The 24,255-nt window shown below is 31.3% G+C and carries 24 protein-coding genes; 15 read left to right on the forward strand and 9 right to left on the reverse strand.

Annotated elements, in window-relative coordinates; translation table 11 throughout:
* Positions 1 to 229 precede the first annotated feature (229 nt).
* Both HZR23_RS17400 and HZR23_RS17405 read left to right on the forward strand, forming a co-directional pair.
* The gene (locus HZR23_RS17400) at positions 230 to 1,132 is read left to right on the forward strand and encodes a transposase (protein WP_249536700.1); all 903 of its coding nucleotides are present in this window, start codon (positions 230 to 232) and stop codon (positions 1,130 to 1,132) included.
* A 134-nt stretch (positions 1,133 to 1,266) separates the two neighbouring features.
* Positions 1,267 to 1,761: a transposase gene (locus tag HZR23_RS17405; RefSeq protein WP_249536676.1), complete on the forward strand. Its 495-nt coding sequence runs from the start codon at positions 1,267 to 1,269 to the stop codon at positions 1,759 to 1,761.
* 27 nt (positions 1,762 to 1,788) lie between these two features.
* Here HZR23_RS17405 and HZR23_RS15770 read toward each other — a convergent pair whose 3' ends face one another.
* Complete coding sequence (locus HZR23_RS15770) at positions 1,789 to 2,187, reverse strand: DUF3842 family protein (RefSeq protein ID WP_132849670.1); 399 nt, start codon at positions 2,185 to 2,187, stop codon at positions 1,789 to 1,791.
* Positions 2,188 to 2,461: 274 nt separating this feature from the next.
* Between HZR23_RS15770 and HZR23_RS15775 the strand changes: the two genes are divergently transcribed.
* From HZR23_RS15775 to HZR23_RS15785, 3 genes are read left to right on the forward strand one after another with little or no spacing between them, the layout of a single operon-like run.
* Positions 2,462 to 3,157, forward strand: coding sequence for a metal ABC transporter ATP-binding protein (locus HZR23_RS15775; RefSeq protein WP_132849669.1), 696 nt, complete (start codon positions 2,462 to 2,464; stop codon positions 3,155 to 3,157).
* Positions 3,154 to 3,954, forward strand: coding sequence for a metal ABC transporter permease (locus tag HZR23_RS15780; RefSeq protein WP_132849668.1), 801 nt, complete (start codon positions 3,154 to 3,156; stop codon positions 3,952 to 3,954). Before HZR23_RS15775 ends, HZR23_RS15780 begins: the two co-directional genes overlap by 4 nt.
* Before the next feature lie 26 nt (positions 3,955 to 3,980).
* Entirely contained in the window at positions 3,981 to 4,769 is a 789-nt protein-coding gene (locus HZR23_RS15785; RefSeq protein ID WP_132849667.1) for a metal ABC transporter solute-binding protein, Zn/Mn family, read from the forward strand.
* Positions 4,770 to 4,825: 56 nt separating this feature from the next.
* Here HZR23_RS15785 and HZR23_RS15790 read toward each other — a convergent pair whose 3' ends face one another.
* A complete protein-coding gene (locus HZR23_RS15790) occupies positions 4,826 to 5,101 on the reverse strand; it encodes a hypothetical protein (RefSeq protein WP_132849666.1) in 276 nt (91 codons plus the stop codon).
* Between the two features lie 238 nt (positions 5,102 to 5,339).
* Here HZR23_RS15790 and HZR23_RS15795 point away from each other — a divergent pair, with 238 nt between their 5' ends.
* Complete coding sequence (locus tag HZR23_RS15795; RefSeq protein ID WP_132849665.1) at positions 5,340 to 6,005, forward strand: transporter associated domain-containing protein; 666 nt, start codon at positions 5,340 to 5,342, stop codon at positions 6,003 to 6,005.
* Positions 6,006 to 6,052: 47 nt separating this feature from the next.
* Here the strand turns inward: HZR23_RS15795 and HZR23_RS15800 are convergent, their stop codons facing one another.
* The 4 genes from HZR23_RS15800 to HZR23_RS15815 form a co-directional block, all read right to left on the reverse strand.
* A complete protein-coding gene (locus HZR23_RS15800; RefSeq protein WP_132849664.1) occupies positions 6,053 to 7,369 on the reverse strand; it encodes a DUF6395 domain-containing protein in 1,317 nt (438 codons plus the stop codon).
* A gap of 100 nt (positions 7,370 to 7,469) precedes the next feature.
* Positions 7,470 to 8,213 (reverse strand): glycosyltransferase, encoded by a 744-nt coding sequence (locus tag HZR23_RS15805; protein WP_132849663.1) that lies wholly within the window; start codon positions 8,211 to 8,213, stop codon positions 7,470 to 7,472.
* The gene (locus HZR23_RS15810) at positions 8,200 to 9,516 is read right to left on the reverse strand and encodes a nucleotide sugar dehydrogenase (RefSeq protein WP_132849662.1); all 1,317 of its coding nucleotides are present in this window, start codon (positions 9,514 to 9,516) and stop codon (positions 8,200 to 8,202) included. The genes HZR23_RS15805 and HZR23_RS15810 overlap by 14 nt, the downstream gene beginning before the upstream one ends.
* Positions 9,517 to 9,665: 149 nt before the next feature.
* The gene (locus tag HZR23_RS15815) at positions 9,666 to 12,926 is read right to left on the reverse strand and encodes a hypothetical protein (protein ID WP_132849661.1); all 3,261 of its coding nucleotides are present in this window, start codon (positions 12,924 to 12,926) and stop codon (positions 9,666 to 9,668) included.
* A 195-nt stretch (positions 12,927 to 13,121) separates the two neighbouring features.
* Here HZR23_RS15815 and HZR23_RS15820 point away from each other — a divergent pair, with 195 nt between their 5' ends.
* Both HZR23_RS15820 and pepT read left to right on the forward strand, forming a co-directional pair.
* Positions 13,122 to 13,412, forward strand: a complete 291-nt coding sequence (locus HZR23_RS15820; protein ID WP_132849660.1) for a DUF1292 domain-containing protein — start codon at positions 13,122 to 13,124, stop codon at positions 13,410 to 13,412.
* 58 nt (positions 13,413 to 13,470) lie between these two features.
* Positions 13,471 to 14,694: a peptidase T gene (pepT, locus tag HZR23_RS15825; protein ID WP_132849659.1), complete on the forward strand. Its 1,224-nt coding sequence runs from the start codon at positions 13,471 to 13,473 to the stop codon at positions 14,692 to 14,694.
* Positions 14,695 to 15,017: 323 nt separating this feature from the next.
* Here the strand turns inward: pepT and HZR23_RS15830 are convergent, their stop codons facing one another.
* Positions 15,018 to 15,275 carry a hypothetical protein gene (locus HZR23_RS15830; RefSeq protein ID WP_213050279.1) on the reverse strand — a complete coding sequence of 86 codons (258 nt, stop codon included), beginning with the start codon at positions 15,273 to 15,275 and terminating at the stop codon, positions 15,018 to 15,020.
* 206 nt (positions 15,276 to 15,481) lie between these two features.
* Between HZR23_RS15830 and HZR23_RS17410 the strand changes: the two genes are divergently transcribed.
* Positions 15,482 to 15,697, forward strand: coding sequence for a hypothetical protein (locus HZR23_RS17410; protein ID WP_249536655.1), 216 nt, complete (start codon positions 15,482 to 15,484; stop codon positions 15,695 to 15,697).
* Positions 15,698 to 15,714: 17 nt separating this feature from the next.
* Entirely contained in the window at positions 15,715 to 17,250 is a 1,536-nt protein-coding gene (locus HZR23_RS15835) for an IS1634 family transposase (protein WP_249536701.1), read from the forward strand.
* A 393-nt stretch (positions 17,251 to 17,643) separates the two neighbouring features.
* Here the strand turns inward: HZR23_RS15835 and HZR23_RS15840 are convergent, their stop codons facing one another.
* Both HZR23_RS15840 and HZR23_RS15845 read right to left on the reverse strand, forming a co-directional pair.
* Positions 17,644 to 18,213: a hypothetical protein gene (locus tag HZR23_RS15840; RefSeq protein WP_213050280.1), complete on the reverse strand. Its 570-nt coding sequence runs from the start codon at positions 18,211 to 18,213 to the stop codon at positions 17,644 to 17,646.
* Complete coding sequence (locus HZR23_RS15845) at positions 18,182 to 18,568, reverse strand: hypothetical protein (RefSeq protein ID WP_132849846.1); 387 nt, start codon at positions 18,566 to 18,568, stop codon at positions 18,182 to 18,184. Before HZR23_RS15845 ends, HZR23_RS15840 begins: the two co-directional genes overlap by 32 nt.
* Before the next feature lie 164 nt (positions 18,569 to 18,732).
* Between HZR23_RS15845 and HZR23_RS15850 the strand changes: the two genes are divergently transcribed.
* From HZR23_RS15850 to HZR23_RS15870, 5 genes are all read left to right on the forward strand, one after another.
* The gene (locus tag HZR23_RS15850) at positions 18,733 to 19,092 is read left to right on the forward strand and encodes a DUF4183 domain-containing protein (RefSeq protein ID WP_132849847.1); all 360 of its coding nucleotides are present in this window, start codon (positions 18,733 to 18,735) and stop codon (positions 19,090 to 19,092) included.
* Between the two features lie 153 nt (positions 19,093 to 19,245).
* Positions 19,246 to 22,260 (forward strand): DUF4183 domain-containing protein, encoded by a 3,015-nt coding sequence (locus HZR23_RS15855; RefSeq protein ID WP_132849848.1) that lies wholly within the window; start codon positions 19,246 to 19,248, stop codon positions 22,258 to 22,260.
* 118 nt (positions 22,261 to 22,378) lie between these two features.
* Positions 22,379 to 22,636 carry a DUF6897 domain-containing protein gene (locus tag HZR23_RS15860; RefSeq protein ID WP_132849849.1) on the forward strand — a complete coding sequence of 86 codons (258 nt, stop codon included), beginning with the start codon at positions 22,379 to 22,381 and terminating at the stop codon, positions 22,634 to 22,636.
* A gap of 97 nt (positions 22,637 to 22,733) precedes the next feature.
* Entirely contained in the window at positions 22,734 to 23,783 is a 1,050-nt protein-coding gene (locus HZR23_RS15865) for a YheC/YheD family protein (protein ID WP_132849850.1), read from the forward strand.
* A 210-nt stretch (positions 23,784 to 23,993) separates the two neighbouring features.
* The gene (locus HZR23_RS15870; protein WP_213050281.1) at positions 23,994 to 24,188 is read left to right on the forward strand and encodes a hypothetical protein; all 195 of its coding nucleotides are present in this window, start codon (positions 23,994 to 23,996) and stop codon (positions 24,186 to 24,188) included.
* The last annotated feature ends 67 nt before the right edge of the window (positions 24,189 to 24,255 follow it).

Genomic DNA, 24,255 nt, shown 5'->3' on the forward strand with positions numbered 1-24,255 from the left:
ATAAAAATAGTATTTTACTAAATCTTAAGTTGTTTTTAATTAAAAATTTTAAAAGATACTTATTTTTACTTTTACATATAATATCATGAGTTATGCAGTTCGTGTAAATAAATGTAAATAAGACTGATGTATCGTATATTATAATATACTAAAAAATATTTTTGTTTTATATGTCTTGAAATAGCAAAAAAGACTTGACTTTTTAAACCCGCCCCAATAATCAAAGTGAATGGTATTAATAGCCATTACTCTTGATGAATGGGTGATAAATATGACTCTTGGGAAACCGAAATATAGAAATTTACAACAAGGAAATGGGGGCGGAACGCCAGTTTTAAAAGCAATTTGGGATAAATTTGATTTTTCACTTCTGCTTACGCAATCGGGTATTGTAAAACGTAATGGTGTACCCACTTGGCTTATTGCTTTTGCTTATGTGGTAGGACTTATTGCTAATAAAAATTCTGTCTCACGTATTTCTGATTATGCTACTAAGGATAGCTTATTACAACCGATGTTTCGGAATCTTAAAATGGCTCAATATACCTTTAGCCGCTTTTTTACAACTGATTATAATTGGGGTTTATTTAGTTTTAAAAGAGTACAAAGACTACAACAAGAAGAAGAAACTGCATTTACTGAAGGAGATGTTATTGTACTTGATGATACAAAGGTGGCTCATGCCCATGGAAAGAAAATCCCTTTCCTTTGTTGGTTATATGATAGCTCCATTAAAATAAATATCTGGTGTATGAATATAGTTGCTACAACTGTTGTATTAAAGAACGGACTTAAATATCCATTGTTTTGGCGTATTTGGCGTAAGGTAGAAAATAGCGATGAAAAACAGACAAAAATAGATCTTTCAAAAGAAATGCTAATGGATATTCGCCGGATTTACACAGGGGTACTATGGGTTGCCATGGACCGCTGGTTTTTATGCAAAGACTTTTTTAATTGGCTCACAGATCATCAATATGATTGGGTTACTAAGGCAAAACGTAATACTGCACTTTATCGAAAAGAAATTGAGAATATTACAGGCCGAGAACGCTTTATCCCTGTAAAGCCTTCAATGCTTATTAAAGAAGTTTTTTCAAACTTCTTATTAGTGGTGCCAAAGATAAAGTAAGTGCTATATCCATACCTAATATTTATATCAAGTTACCCTACCGTTTAGTTGGAAAGCAGGGTAAAGTAGTAACTAAGTATCGTTATACGCCTATTGCAGCAGTTGTAGCTACAAGACTCAAAGAAGATACTGAAATGATGAAGGATGAATTTGAGAAAAACAAAGAGGTTGCAGCTACATATCGTGGGGCTTACCTTTTGATTAGTAATAGGGTCGATAATCCTGAAGAAGCTTTAGATGCATATATTAAGCGTTGGAGCATTGAGGTTTTTTTTAGAACTGCAAAACAAGAACTGGGGTTGAATTCTTGCCACTCAACGTCGGAAAGTCATCATTACGCCCATATTGAGCTCATTTTTACAGCAGAAACTTTACTTGTCTATGCAAGATGGGAACTCAATAATAAAGGCGCTGAAGAAGGCTTCACCCACGGCGAAATGGTCCGAAACTTTTTCAACGCCACATACCGTATCGTTATAAAAGCACAGCAATGCTTTCAAACTATACAAGTACATTTTGACACAGAAGTTAGGCAATTTGCAAGACTTATTGATAAATTTTGGCCGAAGAATTTATTGTTAGGTTGGTTTACTGTGCAAAATTCCCAGTATATGGAGTCAACTGCATAACTCATGTAATATCATGTTAGTATTTTTTTAGAAAGAAAGTAGTTTTTGGACTGCACTTTCTAGATGATTTTGAAGACTTTCATCTGTAACACCTGTTATGTATATATTGCATTTATTAAATGGAATGAGTATTTTTTTAGCAGAACTCTCTGATATTGCCTGAGCCATTTTAGGAGTAAGTTCACCTAACATAGAGTTTGCTGTTATTATTCCAATCGGCCCCATAATTATGTCTACTCTACTAGAGTTAAACACTATTGCATTCTCACCAGTTGCTCCATTGGAAGCTCCTGCTTTTAGCATATTACCAGTTGCTAATGTATTTGTTCCTAAAGCTATTATTTTAAAGTCACCCTTACCCTTTATCTTTTCAATTAAAGACCTACCAATTCCTCCACCTTGTCCATCTATTACAGCTATTTTCATAACGCCACCTCCATAGTACTTCTAATACTTAAGTACAATTATATCAAAAATAATGCTTCTGAGCTAACATTGACATATTATATAAATGTTGTTATACTAACTGTGGAAAAAATAATATTTTCAGAAGAAAATATTTGTAATATCCTTATCTATTTTATTAAAAAATTAATATTTAGATTAAGAATCATGAAGATTCCAAGTTTCTATGAAATAGAGACTCTATTCTTCATGTTTTTTTATTTTGACTTAAAATCTATAGAAGGGTTTTGAGATTATGAAAAATAATGTGATTGAATTAAATAACATTGTTATGGGTTATGGAAGAAAAGTCATTCTACAAGATGTAAGTCTTAATGTTCAGGCTGGAGAATTTGTATCAATATTTGGTGAAAATGGAGCCGGTAAAACCACGTTATTTAAAGGGATATTACAACTACTCCCTATTCTAAATGGTAGTATTAAGGTGTTAGATACAGATGTAACGAATAATAAGAATAAAACCTGGCTTAGAACACAAATTGGTTATGTACCACAAACTCATAACCGAGGTAATTTTCCAATCTCCGTATTTGACGCTGCCCTATTAGGAAGATGGGGTACTTCTTTCTCGTATTTTAAAAAACCTAATAAAGAAGACAAAAAAATTACTGAAGAAATTTTAGAAATAGTTGGATTACGTCATCTGCTTAAGGAAGATTGTAGAAAGTTATCTGGGGGACAAACCCAAAAACTTAACATAGCTAGAGCATTGGTTAGAAACCCTAAAATACTACTATTAGATGAGCCTACTACTCACCTAGACTTAGAATCTCAAGACAATTTAGACAACACTATAAAGGAGATTAGAACTGAATATGACCTTTCAATTCTTATGATTAGCCATAACCATGTTCATGCCCGTCAAGTAAGTGATCGAGTTGTTCATTTAAATAATGGAGTAATTCATCAGGACCTTGGGGTGATCATATGAGTATTTATGAGTTTTTACAATATCCAATTTTTCAAAGAGCACTTTTTGCGGCTATTATTGCAGGGAGTACCCTTTCACTTTTAGGTATAGTTATCGTTATTTTCAATATAACTACAATACGCTTTGCATTAATGCACTTTGGTTTATTAGGCGGGGCTATTGGTTTAGCCTTGGGTACGAACCCCTTAACTATTGCAATCCTATGTATAGCTATTGGTTCACTCTTGTTTGGTCCTTTATCCGATAAATTCAAATTAGATACTGGGTTAATTGGGGCTTTTTTTATGACTGGGAGTATCGCTTTTGCCTTCCTATTATTTTATAAAGCTGGAGTTCCTGCCCTAGAAGTATTTAGTTTATTTACGGGCAGCATACTGACTTTAACTAATAACGACATAGTATTTGTGAGTATACTCGGAATAGTTATAGTTTTTACATATATTATATTCTCTAAAGAGATTCAATTAGTCTTTTATGATGAAGAGCAAGCAGAATGGCTAGGTGTACCTGCTAAAAGGATTCGTAATTGCCTCTTATTTTTAACTGGATTATCTATTGGTGTAGCAATGAAAATCGTTGGTGCCTTACTTATAGACTCTTTAATTCTTTTATCTGCTATGGCTGCTATACGAATTGCTAAAAATTTCAAACAACTTATATTACTTACATCTCTATTTGGACTATTTACGACAACTGGTGGTCTTCTATTTTCAATGCTCTTTGACTTTCCAACAGGAGCAACGATCACATTAACAGGTGTAACAGTTCTATTAGCTAGTATTATTATAAAAAAATAATATAGAACAAAAAAGGAGGACTTAAATTGAAACTAAAAAAATCTTTATTGTTAGTAGTTTTATTACTTATTTCATCTTTAATTGTATTTGGTTGTACAAAATCAGTCACAAACACTCCAGCTGTACAAGAAAATCCATCGGACCAGCTATCTATAGTTGCATCCACAAGTTGGACTGCCCTAATAGCAGAGGCTGCAACTGGTGAAAGTGTTGATGTCATCGCTCCAGTGGAGCTTAGACATCCGCCTGAATACGACTTTAAACCTAGTGATATTGTAGCTGTACAAGAAGCTGATTGGGTAATACTGGCGGGATATGAGGGTTTCATGAAAAAAATCTTAGAGTCAAATTCAATCGACGAAGAAAAAACCATTCAGATTAGAACAACTAATACTTATGATCACTTAGTTGCTCAAACTAGAGTTATAGCAGAAAAACTTGGTACTCTAGAAATTCAACAAAGTTGGGAAAACGAATTTACAAATGTTATGAACTCAATTCTTGAACAAGCTGAAAATAAAGAAATAAGTCAAACTAAAGTTTTAGTTCATATGCATATGGCTGATTTTGTGAGATCCTTAGGGTTTGAAGTATTAGAAGTTTATGGTGCAGAGGAATTAAGTCCTGCGAAGATTGGTGAATTATCTAAATTAAATCCAGATTTAATTATAGATAATTATCACAACCCACAAGGTATAGCTATTGCTGAAGTTAGTGGTGTAGCTAGAGTTGAGCTAAGAAACTTTCCTGGACCTCAACATAAATCTATTATTGAACTAGTTACTGATAATGCAACAATTTTAGGACTATATTAAAGAATTAAGGCAAACATTTAAAAGTTTGCCTTATTTTTTATCTACTTTTAATTTACCTAATTATTATTTTGATATACATCTACAACTTTCGCTACATAGTCCTCAGGTCCTGAAATAGCTAATATTGTCATAGCATCTTTATCAAAATTTCTTAATTCTACACTATAAGCTTCAGCACCATTTCCATCCATTCTCTCTTCCCTATTAATGGATATATCTCCTTTGTTCGCAACCTTATATGCTTCCAGGATTTGAGATACTCTATTTTCCAATTCTCCTGTAGGACATTCTAAACCTTGAATTCTATCAATAGCGTCCTTCATATTATCCATATTATCTTAATCTACCTCCTTAAGTTTTTCTTTTATTATCCTCAATCTATGGTTATTTAATTCTACAATATCTTACAAAACTATTTGTTATATTTATAATTTTCAACATACATTTAAATTGTTTCAATGTCTGAATATTTAAACCTGTCCGATTTTGTTGCATTATGTATTTTATAGGAGTATACTATTAAAGACTATTAATATTATATTTATTAATTTAGAAAAGAGGTATTATTTTATGCCAAATATTAATATGAATCTAATAAAGAAAAAGCTAGTAAAATATGCAACTGGACTGGAACTAATTTTAGCATTATGTATAGTTTTGGCTATAGCAATTGGCTTAATAACAATTATTAGATATTTATTTCTTATATTCCAAACTGATGTGAGTGAGACCTATTTTATTATGAAGAAGTTTTTAGCTGTAGCTCTTTTGCTCGTAATCGGGGTTGAGTTAGTTTTAATGTTATTATCTCATTCAACAAGTAGTATTTTAGAATTAGTTTTATTTGCTATTGCACGTAAAATGCTTGTTTATAGTGAAACTATGATGGACTTACTAATAGGTACCGCTGCAATTGCTATTATATTTCTTACACGTAAATTCCTAATGTCACCAAAATACTCCTATGAAAGGGAGGGGAATATCGTATCAGCAGCATCTCCAGTTCATGCAATAAATTTTGATTCTGGACTTAACTTACCTGAAAACAAAGGAGTTACATTAGGTGGACTTATTTGTAAATTGTCAGATGAAACATGTATCCCTATAGAAGAGGGAGCTGAGTACGAAGTCTCTAACGTAAAGATGAAAATCTTAAAAATAAAAGATGGCCTTATTGAGCAAGTATCTATAAAAAATATAAATGATTCAGATCAAATAAAATCCACCAATGAATAAAAATATCTTGAGATTTTATCTCAAGATATTTTTTATTATCTTAAATTCTACTTCTTTTTATTTTTTCTATGATTATTCAATGTATCTAAAAATCTGCTATGTGTCTTCTTATAATTATCTAAATTATATATATTTCTACTATCCCAATTTTGTACTATTTTTTGCTCTTCCTCACTCATTACTTCAACATATTTTTTTATATTTTCTATAATCGTATTTTTATATTTTGGACATAAATGCTCTACAGATGGGCTATACCATTTCTCCAGCCAATAAACTTCTATATTATTGTATTCTTTAGTTAGATTTTTTAATAACTTCATCAGAGGATGACTTCCTTCATAATTAGCTGTTATATATGCAAACTGATTTTCAAATCTAAGAGGGATTCTTTTTAGGTATGTCCTTGCCTCCGATATTAAAAACAATCTATCTATTAGTTCATCTGTAATTTGTTCCTTATTAAGGGTTTTTATAATCAACGTTTTTCTAAAACACTTCCAGCAATCCATACAATTCTTTAACCCATCACTCTTCATACATGATTTTGCAATATGGACGTACCTTTGATCTTTATGCAATATTTTTAATGTAGCCACATTGCTTAATCCTGCTGTGACATCATTACGTAGTAAGTCAACTATATTAAATAACTTTCTCCATTCTATATTATATAGTCTAGATTTATTAAAGTCCTTAAACTCTAAATAAGCACTTTCTAAAACTGTACCTGAAGCGATACTATCAAACCCATCTTTATAGTCAGCCAATAGTATAGCTGGAATTGATGTTGAATATTCAATTGCAAATCCCTTTGGACTTCTTACATATTCCAAATCAGTTTCTATAACATGAACATCCCTTCCTATATCGCTTAAAAATTTACATGCCTTATATATTGCTCTTTTATCGTATATTTTTATATTACTATCATCTTTGGGTAATATCCTATCTAAAAATACGCAGAAGGTATTCTCGGGTAAAAGCGTTAGTGCTACGGTTGAGTCTACTCCCCCACTATATGCTAACGCAGGTCTAGAATTTCGCTCTGCCTTTCTTGGTTTCAATCTATTATCTACAGGAATTATTTTTTTCCCTGTTAAACTATGAAATTCTTCATTAAATTCCTTACTTACTCCAATTCCTATGTTTAATTCTTTATCTATAAATGGATAAACAATAAGGATTACAGCTAGTGCAAATAAATCTGGATGAATTGAATATACTGTCCAATCCTTAGGTAAAACTATCTTACATTCATCTCTTTCCATTTTTACACTACCTGTACAGTCCATGCCCTCATTTTGATCTAACAAAAATTTGAGGTTTAACACTCCACTATTACAATTAAAATCTACTTTCATTTATAATTGCCCCCCTTGCACAGGTCATTCAGGCATTGTTAAAAGGAGTTACTTCACTCAAATTAACAATGTAGTAACCCCTAATTAGATTTTTAGATTGCTAATTTGACGATATATATTTAGTAAAATCCTCGGTTTTAGCGATACGAGTTGCTTTTATCATTAAATCCTCATCTGTTATTTTCCATGTGTGTTCATCTTTATTCGATTTTCTTATACATACATAGTCAAACCTATTTCCTGAATACAATTTAAAGCCACTAAAATAACATCTATTACAAAAATCACTATCTGATCCTGCAACCAGAGTTTCAGAAAACTTTACTTTTTTAAATACATCTTTATTTATTGTTAGAGTTGCCCCAGCCAAATGAGGCACCTCTTTATTTTCATACTCTGGAAATTTAAGAGTCAAAAGTTTACTTTCTTTGAAATAAACAAAAAAGGACTTTTTTCCAATAATGTGAGCATCAGTATAGTTGAATAGAGGCATTAATTTACTTAAGTATTTTTCTCCATAATAGTCGTCATCATCAAATTTAGATACATAATTATATTTACTTCTTTGTATCGCAAAGTTCAGACAGCGACCTAAATTCTTCTGTTCCTCTAGCTTATATATTGTAATATTTTTATTTAAATTAATTTTTTTTCTCCAATCATTGAGATCTATCCTATTGTTATTCACTACAATGACAAGCTCTTTGACTCTCCAGTCCTGCCTGTAGTAATTATTTAAGATATTTTCTAGGGCATCAAGTTTATTTGTACATGTAATTATCGATACACCTGTTGCTTTTGTGACCTTTTTTTCTTTATTAATCTCTACATCATACATTTTCATTTACACTAAGACCCCCTCCTAATGTAATAATATTCCCACTTATCATATTAAAAGAATTCCTAGTATCATATATCATTTTTCCATTCTGTGAAATGTAGTTATAATTTATATCAGTGTGATTTGTTACAATTATGATACAATCATATTCACTTAAATCTTTATTTAAATAATCAATAGAATACAGAATCTCATTATTTACATCTATTTCTTTAATATATGGATCATAAAAATCTACTCCTGCCTTATAATTCTTCAGAGATTTAATCATTGGAATTGCAGGAGATTCTCTGATGTCATCAATATCTCTTTTATAGGCGACCCCAATAACAAGTATTTTACAATTTTCTAAATCAGACTTCTTTAGTATATTAATAATAGAATTAACTACATACTCCGGCATACTATTATTTATTTGTGTAGATAATTTAATTAACTCACTTTGAACATTATAGCTCTTAGCTCTCCAATTTAAATATATAGGGTCAATAGGAATACAGTGTCCCCCGACCCCTGGCCCAGGAAAAAATTCCATAAATCCAAAGGGTTTTGTTGCAGCTGCATCTATTACTTCCCAAATATTAATGCCCATTTTATCACACATTACTGATAATTCGTTAACTAGTGCAATATTAATAAACCTAAACGTATTTTCTAGTAATTTAGCCATCTCAGCCACAGATGCTGAAGAAACACATTTGACATTATCTGTTATCTCTTTATAAAATAAGGCACCAAGCTCTGTACACTCTTTACTAATTCCACCAACAACTTTCGGTGTATTTCTTAATCCATATTTTTTATTTCCTGGGTCTACTCGTTCTGGAGAAAAACACAAATTATAGTGCTCATTTAAGGCCCACCCTAGTTTATCTAATTCTTCCTTAATAAGTTCTTGTGTTGTACCTGGATAGGTTGTACTTTCAAGTATAATTAAACAATTTTTTTTCGAGTATTTTTTTATATTCGTAACAACTTCATTTATAAATGTTACATCAGGATTATGCTCCTTATCTAATGGAGTAGGCACACATATAATTAGAACATCCATGCTTTCAAGCCTTTTTATATTATGTGTAACAATTAAATTACCTGATTTAGAAGCTTCAACGATAATACTATCCTCAATTCCTTTAATATATGACCTACCTAATAAGATATTAATAATTTTTTTCTTATCAGTGTCTATACCAGTAACTTTATAACCACTTAAAGATGCTGCTATTGCCAAGGGTAACCCTACATAGCCTAAACCTATGACTCCTATGTTGGCCTCTTTCTTTATAATTCTCTCTTTTAATGTCATCTCAATTCCCCTTTTCAAAATAAACATATATCTGTCCTTTATCTAATTTAAATTATGTAAAAAATTTTATCAGGTGACTATTTATTTAAAATAAATATAGAAAGATGACACAATCTAAAAACATCGTGTCATCCTTTAATTACATAGATTTAAAAAAGATTTTCTTTATATTGTGGGAAAAACTCTGGGAAATTCAAATTATTAAAGTTTGTACATATATCTTTTCTATATTCCTCACACTCCTCAGGAATGGCACAGAATCCATATGTCGGTATATGCAATTGAACTTCACCAACGGCCTTTATTAGTATGAATACTCCTGATTTAAACATTATTGAGTTGTCATCAAAAATTGGATTACTTAAGAGCTTAGAAGCTGTTTCAGTTACTATATTTAATCTAAATTCATCTCGTCCCTCCGGGATAAACATTATTATATCCTTTGAAATTATAGGTAAAGAGGACTCAATATTTATAATTGTACCTGTATCTATCTGCCTTAGTTTTATATTTATAGGTACAACCATTTGGAACTTAACTCTACTAAAATTTTTCCCCTTAATCTTAGTTATGTCTAAGGAATTTGGTATAATCTCACCATTTTTAAATGTTATGTTTAATATCTTGAAAGGTCCGCCTGAAATCGAAAGTCTAACTTTATCTAAACACTCTCTTTGTTGACATACTGAGTATATTTTATTTGCCATTATACATTCTGCGATAAAATCTGTTATTAAAATATGTTCAGCACTTCTAATATGGCTATAAACTGTCTGTCCGGCGCTCTCATCTATTGCAGATGCAAATGTTCTATTAATAGCTCGTTTTCCTAACGTATAGAAGCTTCCAAAAATTGTAACGTATAAATTTGTAGATTCACCGGGTTTTAAGTTTTCTATTGACCAAATAATTGTTCCATCATAAACTTGATATATACCTTCTGTGACCTCTATATTATAAAGTTTTACTATCTCATCTATTAATATTTCATCTCTAATAATTATCTCACTAATCGGGCTTTGAGACAGATTTTGTACTGATATTACCACTTTCCACATATGCATAGAATTACTCAATAAAGTAGTAGGACCCTCAATAACATTTTTGTTAACTACTAAGTTTGCATCCGGTAGTACGTCCGTTACATAAATAAACAAATCTGCTATTGGTCCACTTATTATCTCTACTCCTGTTCCTTCTACAATCCCTCTACCTATAATTGCATTTAGCCCTCTTCTCCCTATACTATTTGCTGTACCAGTTAGTCTAAAAGTTAAAACAGATTTCTCACCCGGAGGCAGTTTATTAATTGACCAACTTAAGTTGTTACTTTCCATTTTTACACTACCTCTAGATATGGATATTATGTCAACATTAATATTGTTGTCTAATATAAATATATCTCTTACAAGAATATCTCTAATTGGTAAATCCCCTTTATTCTCAATATGAATTTCTACAACCCATGTATTTTCAGTGCCTACAACAACAGATAGAGATCCGTCAACTATCCTCTTAGTAATATTAAGGGATGCACTTATTTCATTAAAAACATCTATTAAATCTGGACTTGAAATATTTGACCTAACCTCATTATTACTAATAGATTCAAATCCAATAGCAAAACTTCGATTTAATGTCTTTGGCCCTGGTATTAGAAAGGAACCTTCTATATCTAATATTATTTTTGCAGCTTCTGTACTATCCAATTCCCCTACTTCCCAAGAAATTTTATTTAGACTCCTTTCGTAATAACCCTTAGTTATTTCAACAATATTTATATTTTCAATATTATCTAATAGTATTAAATCTTCTACAACTACATCTTGTAAAACTCCACCAGAGTTATTAACAATGATTTCAACTCTCCACGTATTATCATCTTTAATCACTGTTCTATTTGGACCTGCAATAATTCTCTTTAATAAATTCAATTTATTATTAGAAATTACATTTTCAACATTAATAAATATATCCATGGAGTGCCTGGATATTATCATATTTCCAGTACTTTGTGAGGTGGCTGCCCCAAAAACACGATTTAACGCTTGCATACCTACAGTAGTAAATTGTCCAGTAATTTGTATTATTATTGTGGCTTTTTCGTTAATATCTAAATTATCTATTCTCCAAGTAAACACATTATGGTTAAATACTGTGGTCCCTTTACTAACACTAACTACTGCAGCACTGTTTATTTGTTCTATTAAGAGGGTATCTGACAAAATAACATCTTTTAAATTATCATTACTTATGTTTTTAACATGTATCTCCGTTAGCCAAGAAGCATTAGTATCTACTTCGATATTTGTCGGACCACTTACTAACACCTTTGTTATCTCTAATCCCGGGATGGGTGTATGATTTAGTACATTGATTGCAGAACCAGTACTAAATCCAGTCTTTATAGCGCCAATACTCGGTTCTACTCCCTTTCCATATACTTCATCAAGAACCCCTTCCCCTACAGTTGAAAAACTTCCAGTAAGCTGCAATGTCAATAGATGTACTTCTTTTGCTTCAATGTTACCTACTTCCCATACTAAAGTATTATTATTTATATTAACTGACCCTGTAGATGTAGAAATTACTTGTACATCCTCTATATTAACTAAGAAATTATCAATAACCTCTACTTCATTAACATTGTTTTCTCCTGGATTACTTACTTTAATTTCGATTAACCATTTGTTTGTTTGATTTATCTTAACTTCCGATGGACCATCAACTATTTCTTTAATAACATCTAATGCTCCAATAGATATTTCAGGGGACAAAGTAATAAAGTCTCCAAATGATTCAGAAGGTGTTCGTCCATTAGGTACTATATCTTTATTGGCATTTCGATTTGATGTAGCAGTATAGTATATAAAGGATAAGTGAGTCCCCTCATTGATTTCAAGTAGTGAAGAAAATTTATTGTAATTAATCTGAAAATCTAGAAAATAGTTAATTGTTCCTCCGAAATTTGTACCATCCTCTACGGGTAGCACTCTAACATTACTAGATAATACAACAGATTCAGAATAACTTGGTATAAAAGGGGCACTTCTATTTACTCCTTCTGCCTGATCGGCAAAGCTATTAGGCGGTTGCTTTATAAAGTTCTCCCATATTTCTAACGTACCGCTTTGTCCGTTTACAGTAAATAACCAATCATATGATGTCACAGTTGTATTAGTTGAAAATAGAACTCCCCAGTTGAAATTTACTAGATTTGTTCCAGATAAAGGACTTTGTCTTAGCCTCATTCTAAAAAATATTGCCTTTTCATCCCACTGATAAAATACTGCTGGAAATTCTATACTTCCAACTATATCAGTAGAACCTGGACTCTCATCTACTGGGTCTCCAACTGGAAAGTTATTCTTTGTATAAGCTCTCCATTCTACTGGCCACGGTTGAGCCATTCATATCACCTTCTTTTTTTATGATATACATTATATGTTTCATATTATAGAAGCGATATAATATCTTAGATTTTATTAATTGTTTTATTTAATATTGATAAATTTTGACTGTATTGTTAAAATTTATTATATTGAATATTATTGATAGGCTAAAGGCAATAATTAAGAAAAACGCTATACAAAAGGAGAGTAACTATGGGAAATTGTTCACAGGGTACTTGTAATGATCATGATCATAAGAAAGAAAAAAGGAAAATCTATCTTACTTTGCAAGATGATTCTAAACTTGAATGCGATGTTATAGATATTTTTGAAATTAGTCCACAAAAATACATAGCTGTACTACCAACGAATTCAGAGACAGCCCTGCTATATAGGTTTACAGAGAATAAAGATGAAATTTCTCTAAGTAATATTGAGAGCGATGAAGAATATACAATGGCTGGAGACGTATTTTTGAAAAAAAACAGTCACAATTATATCTAACAAGCTTACAAAGAAAGTTTGGATTTGTAGATATAAGCTACTTAAAGGAGTGGGAATTATGAATAATGTTGTAGAGAGATTTATAAGGTATGTAAAGTTTGACACTAAATCTGATCCTGAATCTCAATCATGTCCTAGTACAAACAATCAATTAAATTTAGGTAAAGAATTAGTTAATGAATTAAAAAGACTTGGGCTATCAGATGTTTCGATGGATACTAACGGTTATGTTATGGCTACTCTTCCATCAAACATAGAAAAAGCCTGCCCTACTATTGGTTTTATTGCTCATATGGATACAAGTCCTGATATATCAGGTGAAAATGTTAAACCTCAATTTATTGAAAGCTATAATGGAGGAGATATAGAATTAAATAAGGAGAAAAATATAATTCTATCTCCAAGTGATTTTCCTGATTTAAAAAACTATATAGGCGATACCTTAATTACAACAGACGGAACAACCCTATTAGGTGCTGATAACAAGGCAGGAATTGCAGAAATAATTACAGCAATGGAATATTTGATTATGAAACCAGAAATAAAGCATGGAACTGTGAAAATTGCTTTTACCCCTGATGAGGAAATAGGGCGAGGAGCAGATTTATTTGACGTTAAAAAATTTAATGCAGATTTTGCCTATACAATAGATGGTGGTCCAATTGGTGAGCTAGAATATGAAAATTTTAATGCTGCAGGTGCAAAAATAATAATTAAAGGTAGAAATGTCCACCCTGGATCTTCCAAAAATAAAATGAAAAACTCAATTTCAATAGCAATGGAGCTTGCGAACATGTTACCTCAAAATGAAAAACCAGAACATACGGAAAACTATGAGGGATTCTTTCACTTAAACGACTTCAATGGTAACGTAGAAGAAACTACACTTAAATATATAATTAGAGACCATAATAAGTATCTCTTTGAAAAGAAAAAATCAATAATAACAGAAGCTGTTTCATTTCTAAATAAGAAATACGGTGAAGGAACAATTCATCTGGTTTTAAAAGATCAATATTATAATATGAAGGAGAAAATTGAACCTGTATTTGAAATTGTTGAACTAGCCAAAAAAGCTATGGAAGAGGTTGGTGTTGAACCTATGATTACACCAGTCCGTGGTGGAACAGATGGGGCTAGATTGTCTTACATGGGTTTACCTTGTCCAAATATATTTACTGGGGGACATAATTTTCATGGAAAATTTGAATTTATCCCCATTAGCTCAATGAGTAAAGCAGTTGAAGTTATTTTAAAAATAATCGAACTCAATTGTATATAGTTAAAGCAAAAGCGTCCTTCATTTTTCAAACTTACTGGACGCTTTGTTAACTAATAATATTCTTTCCACGAAAGCTGTACAGAAACCTCACACGTCTGAGAAGAAATTGCTACTACGCTTATAGAATATCCGGACTCTAAAAATACATCTATATCTTGTAGAAGCAGAGTAAAAGCGTCTGATTTAGCTAAAGTATTACCAAGCAAAAACTTTCCAGTATCTGCTACATATGTACCGGCAGTATCATATTCTATTACACTATTAGTTGCATTTATGTCAGTGTACGAAGTACCAATTATTGTTCCATTTCTAATTAGCCTAATTCAAACTGGTCTATTCCCTTCACTTGAATTTGAAATCAGAGTTAACTCAACGGGAACTCTATTCGTTTTTCCACTAATGAGAGTCTTATTTCTAACAGTTAACATATTAGTAGGTACATTTGCTACAATAGTCTTATTACTAAACATGGCATTAGTCGTAGTAACCGCAGAATTCAAATTTCCTTCCAGGTGAACAATTGCACAGGGAGTCTCAACTTTAACATTGCTTTCGTTAGACGTATTTCTAACTTCTGCCATTAACGGTAGATCCTGACTTTAGAAGATATTATGCCCATTAAATTTAATAGGAATCTCTGAGGATTGCTAATGAAGCGGTTTTCAGAGATCTTTTTATTTGTAAAATTTTAATATATTTTGTCCTGTTATTTCCTATTATTTTCTTTCCATTTATACTTAAAAATGGTATAATAGGAATATAAATAATTATTCAGGGGGAACAGGTTATGTACGTTGCAATAACAGGTTCAGGAAAGGCTCGTGTAATTCAATTTAGAGAAGATACTCGCATTCCGGGAACTAATCGCAAGAAAACTCATGTTGTAAAAACTATTGGCAACTATGAACGTATGCTTGCAGAAGATCCAGATATTATTGCAAAATTAAAAGCCGAAGCAAATTTGAAATTACTAAGGCAAAGAAAACTTCTACTGCACCTTTAGCTCTTGAAGTACCCGTTATGGATATTTTGTCTCCTACTGATGTTGTTCCTTCCTATAACTTCGGTCATGCACTAATCAACCAACTATGGAGTAATATGGCCCTTGATAACTTCTTTGAAGTTAGTTCTGGAAAGCGCAATGCAAAGACTGTGGCCCAAGCACTTTATTATTTAATTGCTCATCGCTGCGCACACCCATCAAGCATTAATCTAGCGGCTTCAGAGCAAAAACGTTATGCTGGAGTACCAATTCTGGGAAACGATATATTTTATGATGTTTTAGACGTTCTTGCTGACCAAAAAGAAGCTGTGGTAGCCCATTTAGCAGACTTTTTTCAAAAGAAAACGAACCGAAAAGAGTCTGAAGCTTACTATGATGTAACGACATATTCCTTCGAAAGTACCAAATGGGGCGAACTTAGAATGTTTGGATTTTCAAAAGATCATAAAAATAATGAAGTTCAAGTAGTAATGGGGCTTTTGATGGATAATAACGGCATTCCAATAACATTTGAGCTTTTTCCAGGGAACACAATGGACCAAAATACTTTAGTACAATCTGTTGAAAAACTAAAAAAGTTATATGGGTTAGAGAAGATTACCGTGGTAGCAGATAGAGGACTTAATAGTGGAAGTAACTTAGAATACCTTATCAAAGGTGGACAAGACTTTGTAATTAGTTATACTTTGAAACGTTCTAAAGAACGATTCAAAGAAATGGTTTGGGATGAAAGTAACTGGAATAACACTACAGATCCAATGAGTGGTGAAATCATATATCGCAGTAAGGTTGTTAATCAAAATATAGAAGTTAAAGTTCCTCTAAAAGAAGATGAAATTTCAGAAATTGGCAAACGGGGTAGGCCTAAAAAATATAGAATTGAAGAAATACCAGTAAAGATTCATCTGACATGGTCGTCTAAACGCGCTAAAAAAGATAACCAAGATAGAGAAAGAATGCTTGAAAAATTAAAAAAGAAATTGGATAAGCCATACCAATTAAAAGCAGCTCTAAGAAGAGGATGTAATCAATATCTTGAAATGGAATTAGATACAGAGGGCTGGAAATTAGATGAAAATAAAATAAATGAAGCATCACGCTATGATGGTTATTATGCAATAATAACAAACAACCTAGAGTTAAGTACAGAAGAAGTAATGAAAATATACGGGGGACTTTGGAAAATAGAAGAAAGCTTTCGTATATTAAAGACAGACCTAAGAGCTCGTCCAGTATTCGTGTGGAGTGATAATCATATTAAAGGGCATTTTACAATGTGCTTTCTATGTTTATGTATTTTACGATATATGCAATACCTTTTATCAAGTGAACAAGGTAGGCAGGTGTCAGTGGCTGAAATTATGGAAGCGATAAGAGAACCACTAGTCTTGGTTCAAGGCAAGTTTCCAAAAGTTGTTGTCACACCTACACGAATTTCTCAATCTTATCTTGTCTTAGCTGAGATACTAAAATTATCTACACTAAAAAGTAATATGACATTAACGAAGTTCAGAGCTTGCACAAAACTTGATTTATCAGTAAATCTTAAATAATAGGACAAGTATAAAGCGGTATAAATGTTTATATATTAACGTTTATACCGTTTTATTCGCCTCTAAGTTCTAAACTCAGGAGCGTCCTTCATTTTTCAAACTTACTGGACGCTTTGTTAACTAATAATATTCTTTCCACGAAAGCTGTACAGAAACCTCACACGTCTGAGAAGAAATTGCTACTACGCTTATAGAATATCCGGACTCTAAAAATACATCTATATCTTGTAGAAGCAGAGTAAAAGCGTCTGATTTAGCTAAAGTATTACCAAGCAAAAACTTTCCAGTATCTGCTACATATGTACCGGCAGTATCATATTCTATTACACTATTAGTTGCATTTATGTCAGTGTACGAAGTACCAATTATTGTTCCATTTCTAATTAGCCTAATTCAAACTGGTCTATTCCCTTCACTTGAATTTGAAATCAGAGTTAACTCAACGGGAACTCTATTCGTTTTTCCACTAATGAGAGTCTTATTTCTAACAGTTAACATATTAGTAGGTACATTTGCTACAATAGTCTTATTACTAAACATGGCATTAGTCGTAGTAACCGCAGAATTCAAATTTCCTTCCAGGTGAACAATTGCACAGGGAGTCTCAACTTTAACATTGCTTTCGTTAGACGTATTTCTAACTTCTGCCATTAACGGTAGATTAGGTGACATAATATGCGGATCTAAAGATGTATTAGGATATTCAATCGTATGTACATTTATCAATTTCCCAGTATACTGATTCACAACAAAAAACTTAATTATCCCATAACCTAACCATTGGAATTCTATAGCATAAATATTCCCCAGAGTAGTGTTAAGATTCATATTGCTTTCACCAGTCCCATCAAGCTTATCACCATTCCAGTCTGTTTGTGGAGTCCAATAATTAGCTCCATTTTGTCTTCTAAGAACTCCGAATGTAGAACCATTATATCCAAAAAAATAGACCGTCCAACTCATCTCCTAAACCTATGGATTGAGTGCTACCAGTAACACCTTGTGTAAAAGTTGCGGTAAAGTTAACTAAAAGCCCCATCCCAGGTGCATAAATACTAAACTTTCTTGATTTTATTCTAGCCATAGAATTTGATAATGTACCAGTCTGTAAAATCCCTTTGGAGTTATTCTGTGTTACAGAAGCACTAGCTCCCGAAGTTTCTGGAATAACTATATCAGTATTTATTGTATAAGCAAATGTCCAGGAAGCTAAAAGAGTTAATGTTGCGACACGCAAATCATTGTATGCTGTTACTGGTAAGTTATCAATATTAATATTTTGTGATTGAAAAACTGCCTTATACAGCTTCGTTGTCATAATGCCCCCCGCTTTCTACTTGTAAGTATTTAATATTCCAATACTAAAAATATTTTTTTATGTTCAGCTTTATGTGACAAATTACTATGTGTAGTAATATACTGTACCGAACAAATAGATATTTATTTCTATTTAGTTGAAAAACTATTAGGGGGTAAATTTATATGCCTGCAAGTTTATTTAAGCTTGTTATAGACGCACAAACAACGACAACAACAAAACCCAATGTCCAAAGATTTTTCTATCAATTAAATACGGGGGACGTGGATAATGGAACTTTAACCATTGTAGCAGCATCTTTTGTAGATGATAGTGGCGATGCGGTTGTTACAATTCCTACTGCAGTAGCAGACAATGGATACTATATGCTATTAATAAATGGTGTTTTGCAACAAGAAGGTTTATATACTGTTACAGAAAATAATGTTGTTGTAACGGATGCCACAGGTATTCCTGAAAATGCACCAATTGTACTTGTCGTGACTAACTTCGATCCTGAATCAGATACTACGATAATATCATAGGGATAAATATTATCAAAGGATGTGCCTTAGCACATCCTTTAGTAATTTTATAAATCTCTACTCTCATGTCTGGTCTTTTATTTATTGAACATATGTAAATAACATTCATAATATATTTTAGAAAAGAACATAGATTTTTTTGGAGTGGTCCTCATGAAAAAAAACGACCCCACAAATATTATAAACAATTCTTCTAAGGAGCTTTTAAACGCTGTGGTTTATCAATATAATACTATATCAGATGGAAAAAAAAGAACTTATACAAATGAGGATGAACTTATTGAATATGGCAATCAGGGTATACTTGACCCTGAAAAGGTCTCCTTCTATAACCTGTTCATTAATGGAGTTCTGCAGCCAAAGGTAAACTATACAGTTGAAGAAGGACTACTTTCACTTGAAACCGAAGATATCCCTCCAATTGGAGTCTCAATTATTCTTTCATTTATTACCTTTGTTGATGATTCTTTAGTAAATATTAATAGTGCAGAAGTTGAAGGTAGCATCCCTTCTGGATTTATTTCAGATGGCCAGGTTATTGACGAAAATATTATAGTACTTGCCTCTAACAAATATCATTCTTCTCTACTGAAAGTAGAAATATTTAATATTTATGGTGAAAAATCAGTAATTGCAAACAGCATACAAACCTGGGAATTTAGTGTGAAAGTTACTAATTTATACGATGAGCCAGTGGATAATATAGAAGTTACTAATACTATACTTTTAGAAGAGGTTTTAAGTATAACTAACTTACAGTCATCTAATGGGAGCCTATTTTTAAATGAAAATAAAATAAATTGGGATATAGGAACTTTAAATACTGGAGATTATGCTACACTGAATTTTAAATTAGTTGGTAAATTTAGTACAGTTGGTAACCGATATGTTATTAAATCCATGGCCATGGGGAATAGTCCTTTAAGATCAGTACAATCACAAATTGCTACTTGCAGCCCTGTTTTGGTAGATAAAGGTTTAGATATATTTAAAAATATAATTTCCGGTCCAATTGAAGTAAATGCAAAAAAACTATACACTTGGAAAATTGAAATAAAGGCAGTAAACTTCAGTAATGAGCTTATATCAGAATTTAGACTTGTTGATAGCATATCTTTAAATTATATAAAAAATGTTAAGATTATTAATATTTCAAAGGGTAAATTAACCTTGGACAAGAACAACCTACTATGGCAAATATCAGACATTGAAAGTTTTGAGACAGTGATACTAATTTATGAAGTTACAGGTACCTTTACTTTTAAAGGCCAAATAAACTTAGGAGAAGCTACAGCCACAGCATATTGTAACGAAGCTATTGTTACAGTTGGACCATTAAGAGATATCAATGCTGTTGTTCATCCAGTAAGTAAACCAATAAATAATAGAATAATACTACAGAAGTTCATTACTGGTGATTTATTCTCCATTTATAATAGGTTTAATACGTGGTATGTAACATTAAAAATAACTAATCCAATGATGATTAAACTGAATAATATAATGGTTACCTATCAAATTTTATTAGACAAAATTGATAGTGTTAGTTGTACTAATTGTTCTCGTGATGATATTACAGTTTCAGATGAAATAATAACGTGGAATATTAAAGATTTAAAGCCCGGGGAATCAGAATCTGTCACTATCAAATTGCATGGGTTATTTCTATCCACAGGACTACGTTCTATAGGTAGGGGAATTGCTTTATCTTTAAATTCACATACAGATAATTGTATTACTTCAAATATAGTATCCGGTCCATTGATTAATGTACAGAATCTGATAATAGAAGATGTCTGTATATTAGCCGATAAAATTTATTCCCAATGTAGACAAAAAGAGTGTCTTACTAATGTCCCTTTAGATTTAGGAGATTTGGTTTTTAATAATATCCTTTTTAAGCCTGGGTATATAGTTGAGAATAGCTTAGAAGTAAATAATACTAATAATAGTAACTTTAAGCGTGTAAAATTTCTTTTTATAATTCCCTATGAAGTACATTCAGTAAATGGCAATGTATTAAACGGGTTTTTGCCGGAAATTTCTAAGGATATAATTCTTTACATGCCAGAGGCTAGGGACGAGTTTTTATATAATATTAGTATTAAAACAAATACAAAACTTTTAGATTATTATACTACATCAGATAGACAATTAAAGGCTAGTGTTGGTATTGCAATTTTAATACAAGTAGTAAGTACAGTACAAATGACAATTCCTGCCTTTAAATCCATTACAGAACCACCCTTAGCTGAGGAATATAAGGTTTCTATTAAGTACAATGAATTTAAATCCAGTCGTTTAAAAGAATTTACATGTACATGTGATTCTATTTTCGGCAATTTATCTATTCAAAAAAACATTATATCAGGTCCTATAGAAATTTATGCTGGAGAAATATATTCATGGAAAGTTGAAATTAGAGTTACTAATAATGGATATGGCCCTGTAGGAAGGATTGTTGTTACTGACACCCTATATTTAGACGACTTAAATAGTATTACAATAGAAAGTGTATCTCATGGTGATGCCTATATAGAAAACAACAAATTAAATTGGAAAATAGGGACGCTATACTCCGTATCTACAGCTATTTTAACTTTTCAAGTTACTGGCTTATTTAACTCCAAAACCCCAGAGTTATCGATAGAGCATTTACACTATAACACAGTTTCTGATGGAGAAACCTTTGAATTTACAAGTGATGATGAATTAATTGAATATGGTTCTAATGGAATAATAGACCCTAGTCAATCTACATTACAAAATCTCTATATTAATGGTGTTTTACAGCCAGTATCAAATTACAAAATCAACCTAGGAATTTTAATATTGACTACTGATGATATTCCAATATCTGGCGTGCCCATAACTTTAGAATCATTTATTATAAAAGATCACAACAATAATTTATTAAAGGCTGTAACTTATCAATATAACACATATGCGACAAATAAAAAGATTTATTGTGATGATGATGAAATTTTAGTTTATGGTGAGAAAGGAATTCTAGATCCGAATGAATCCACCTATATTAACCTCTATATTAACGGAATACTTCAACCTAAGCTAAACTACGTAATTGAAAAGGGTAAGCTAACTATAAATGCAAATCTGCCCGTAGTCAATTCTCCTATTTATATTCAGTTCGTTAGTATTTTTATGTAAAATCAATTATACAACCTACTATTAATAATATATTTTGTAGGTCCTGTATCACCATTTTATATAACTAGAATAATATATAGTGCAGTAAAGATAATTACATTTAAGGGGGAAATATTAAATGGGTAGACTTGGATGTACCTGTAACGATTTATTATTAGGCATAGATTTAGAAGCAAAAGTACAAATAAATACAGTTTGCCAAGGTATGCTGACTGGAACTATCGAAAATGTAACGGATGCGATTATCCAGTTAGAACAACAACCTGGGCGACTAACCAATATTTGTTGTGATAAGATATGTACAATTAGAAACTTAACTCCTACTGAGGTAGATTTCATTGGAGATACAGACTTACCACCACCACATGGAGTTTAATTAATACAAAATATAGTTATTAATTAAGTTAACGAGTGATAATATTTACTAATATGAGTGAATATTATCACTCATATTTTAATAAGCAGGTGAATATATGAGTAAAACTAAAATAAAAAATCCTATAATAGGTATTTTAATTTCACCAAAAGAATCTCGAAAAGAATATATTCAGGCCTATACCCCATTTATTAACAATCAGAAATTTACTTTAATTGTATTTAACTCTAAAAATATTGACTGGGAAAAAAATAATATTAATGGTATAACATTTATTAATGGTGAACAAGTTGAAATAACCCTTCCTTTTCCGAGGGTGGTATATAATAGATTAAGTACAACTAATAGCAATTTAATGAAAAGGTTTGAAAAATATATAGGTTTAAATAAATGCTTTAACTATATAAGTAAATTTAGTAAGTGGAAAGTTTACAATACCCTTAAAGATAAAGGTTTTGAAGAATATTTACCTAAAACTTATCTCCTAAAAGAAATTAATATTATAGATATTCTCATGAAATATACTTCCATATACCTAAAGCCTTCATATGGTCAATTGGGTGAAAATGTTTATAAATTATCTATGACTTCAGATAGATTAATAAATCTTTATTATCATTCAACTAGAGCAAAAGAAACCTTTAAAAATAATAATGAGTTAAACAGAATGTTAACTGAACTTGTTGGCAAGAAAGAATTTATTGTACAACAAGAAATTCCTATGGTAAGCCTAAACAAAGGTTACTTTGATATAAGAGTTCTTATACAGAAAAATATAAATGGTAATTGGGAAGTAACGAGCATAGTTAGTAGAGTCACTAATAAGTTTTTTAATAATACTAGTTTATATGAAAAAGTAGTACTAACTGAAGACATTTTAGACGAATTTAATAGTATTGATAAGGTAAAGACCATATTAAAACTAAAAAAACTTAGCATTCAAGTTGCTAAAACACTAGAGTCTAGTTTTGGACATATAGGCGAGCTTAGTGTTGACTACGGAATAAGTAGTACAGGTGACTTAAAAATTATAGAAATTAATGGTCAACCTCAAAAGAAAATTTACAAATTTCTAAAAAATAAAAAACAACATGATAATGCTTATATACGACCTATAGAATACGCATATTACCTTTCAAGAAAATAGCAATTTACCATTCTATTTAATATATTTTTATTTTCTCTAAACCAAATTCTAGATTATAAAATACTGTTAGTATATACTAGCAGTACTTCTATTCTCACACAAAATATCCTTTATTATAAAGAGTTACTTACTAACATATATATTAAACAGGAACCAATGTATATACTGTACATATTATTTAGTGAAAAAGAAATGATTGGAGTGAATTTAATGAATGAGGCTACATTATTTAACGAGCTACTTGGCACAATCATTAGAGGTTTAGTAATCCCTGTAATCCCTATAATTACAACGTATATTGTTTCAGTTTTAAATAAATATACAGAAGAAATAACTAGTAAACTCGATAGTGATACTTTAGCTAAATATACCTTAATAGCAGAAACAGCTATTGTTACCTCCTGAGTTTATAGGTTGCAAGAACAAAAAATCAGCTAAACACCTTAAAAATACTAGGTCATAGCTGATTTGT

The sequence above is a fragment of the Serpentinicella alkaliphila genome, assembly GCF_018141405.1.
Classification (GTDB): Bacteria; Bacillota; Clostridia; order Peptostreptococcales; family Natronincolaceae; genus Serpentinicella; species Serpentinicella alkaliphila.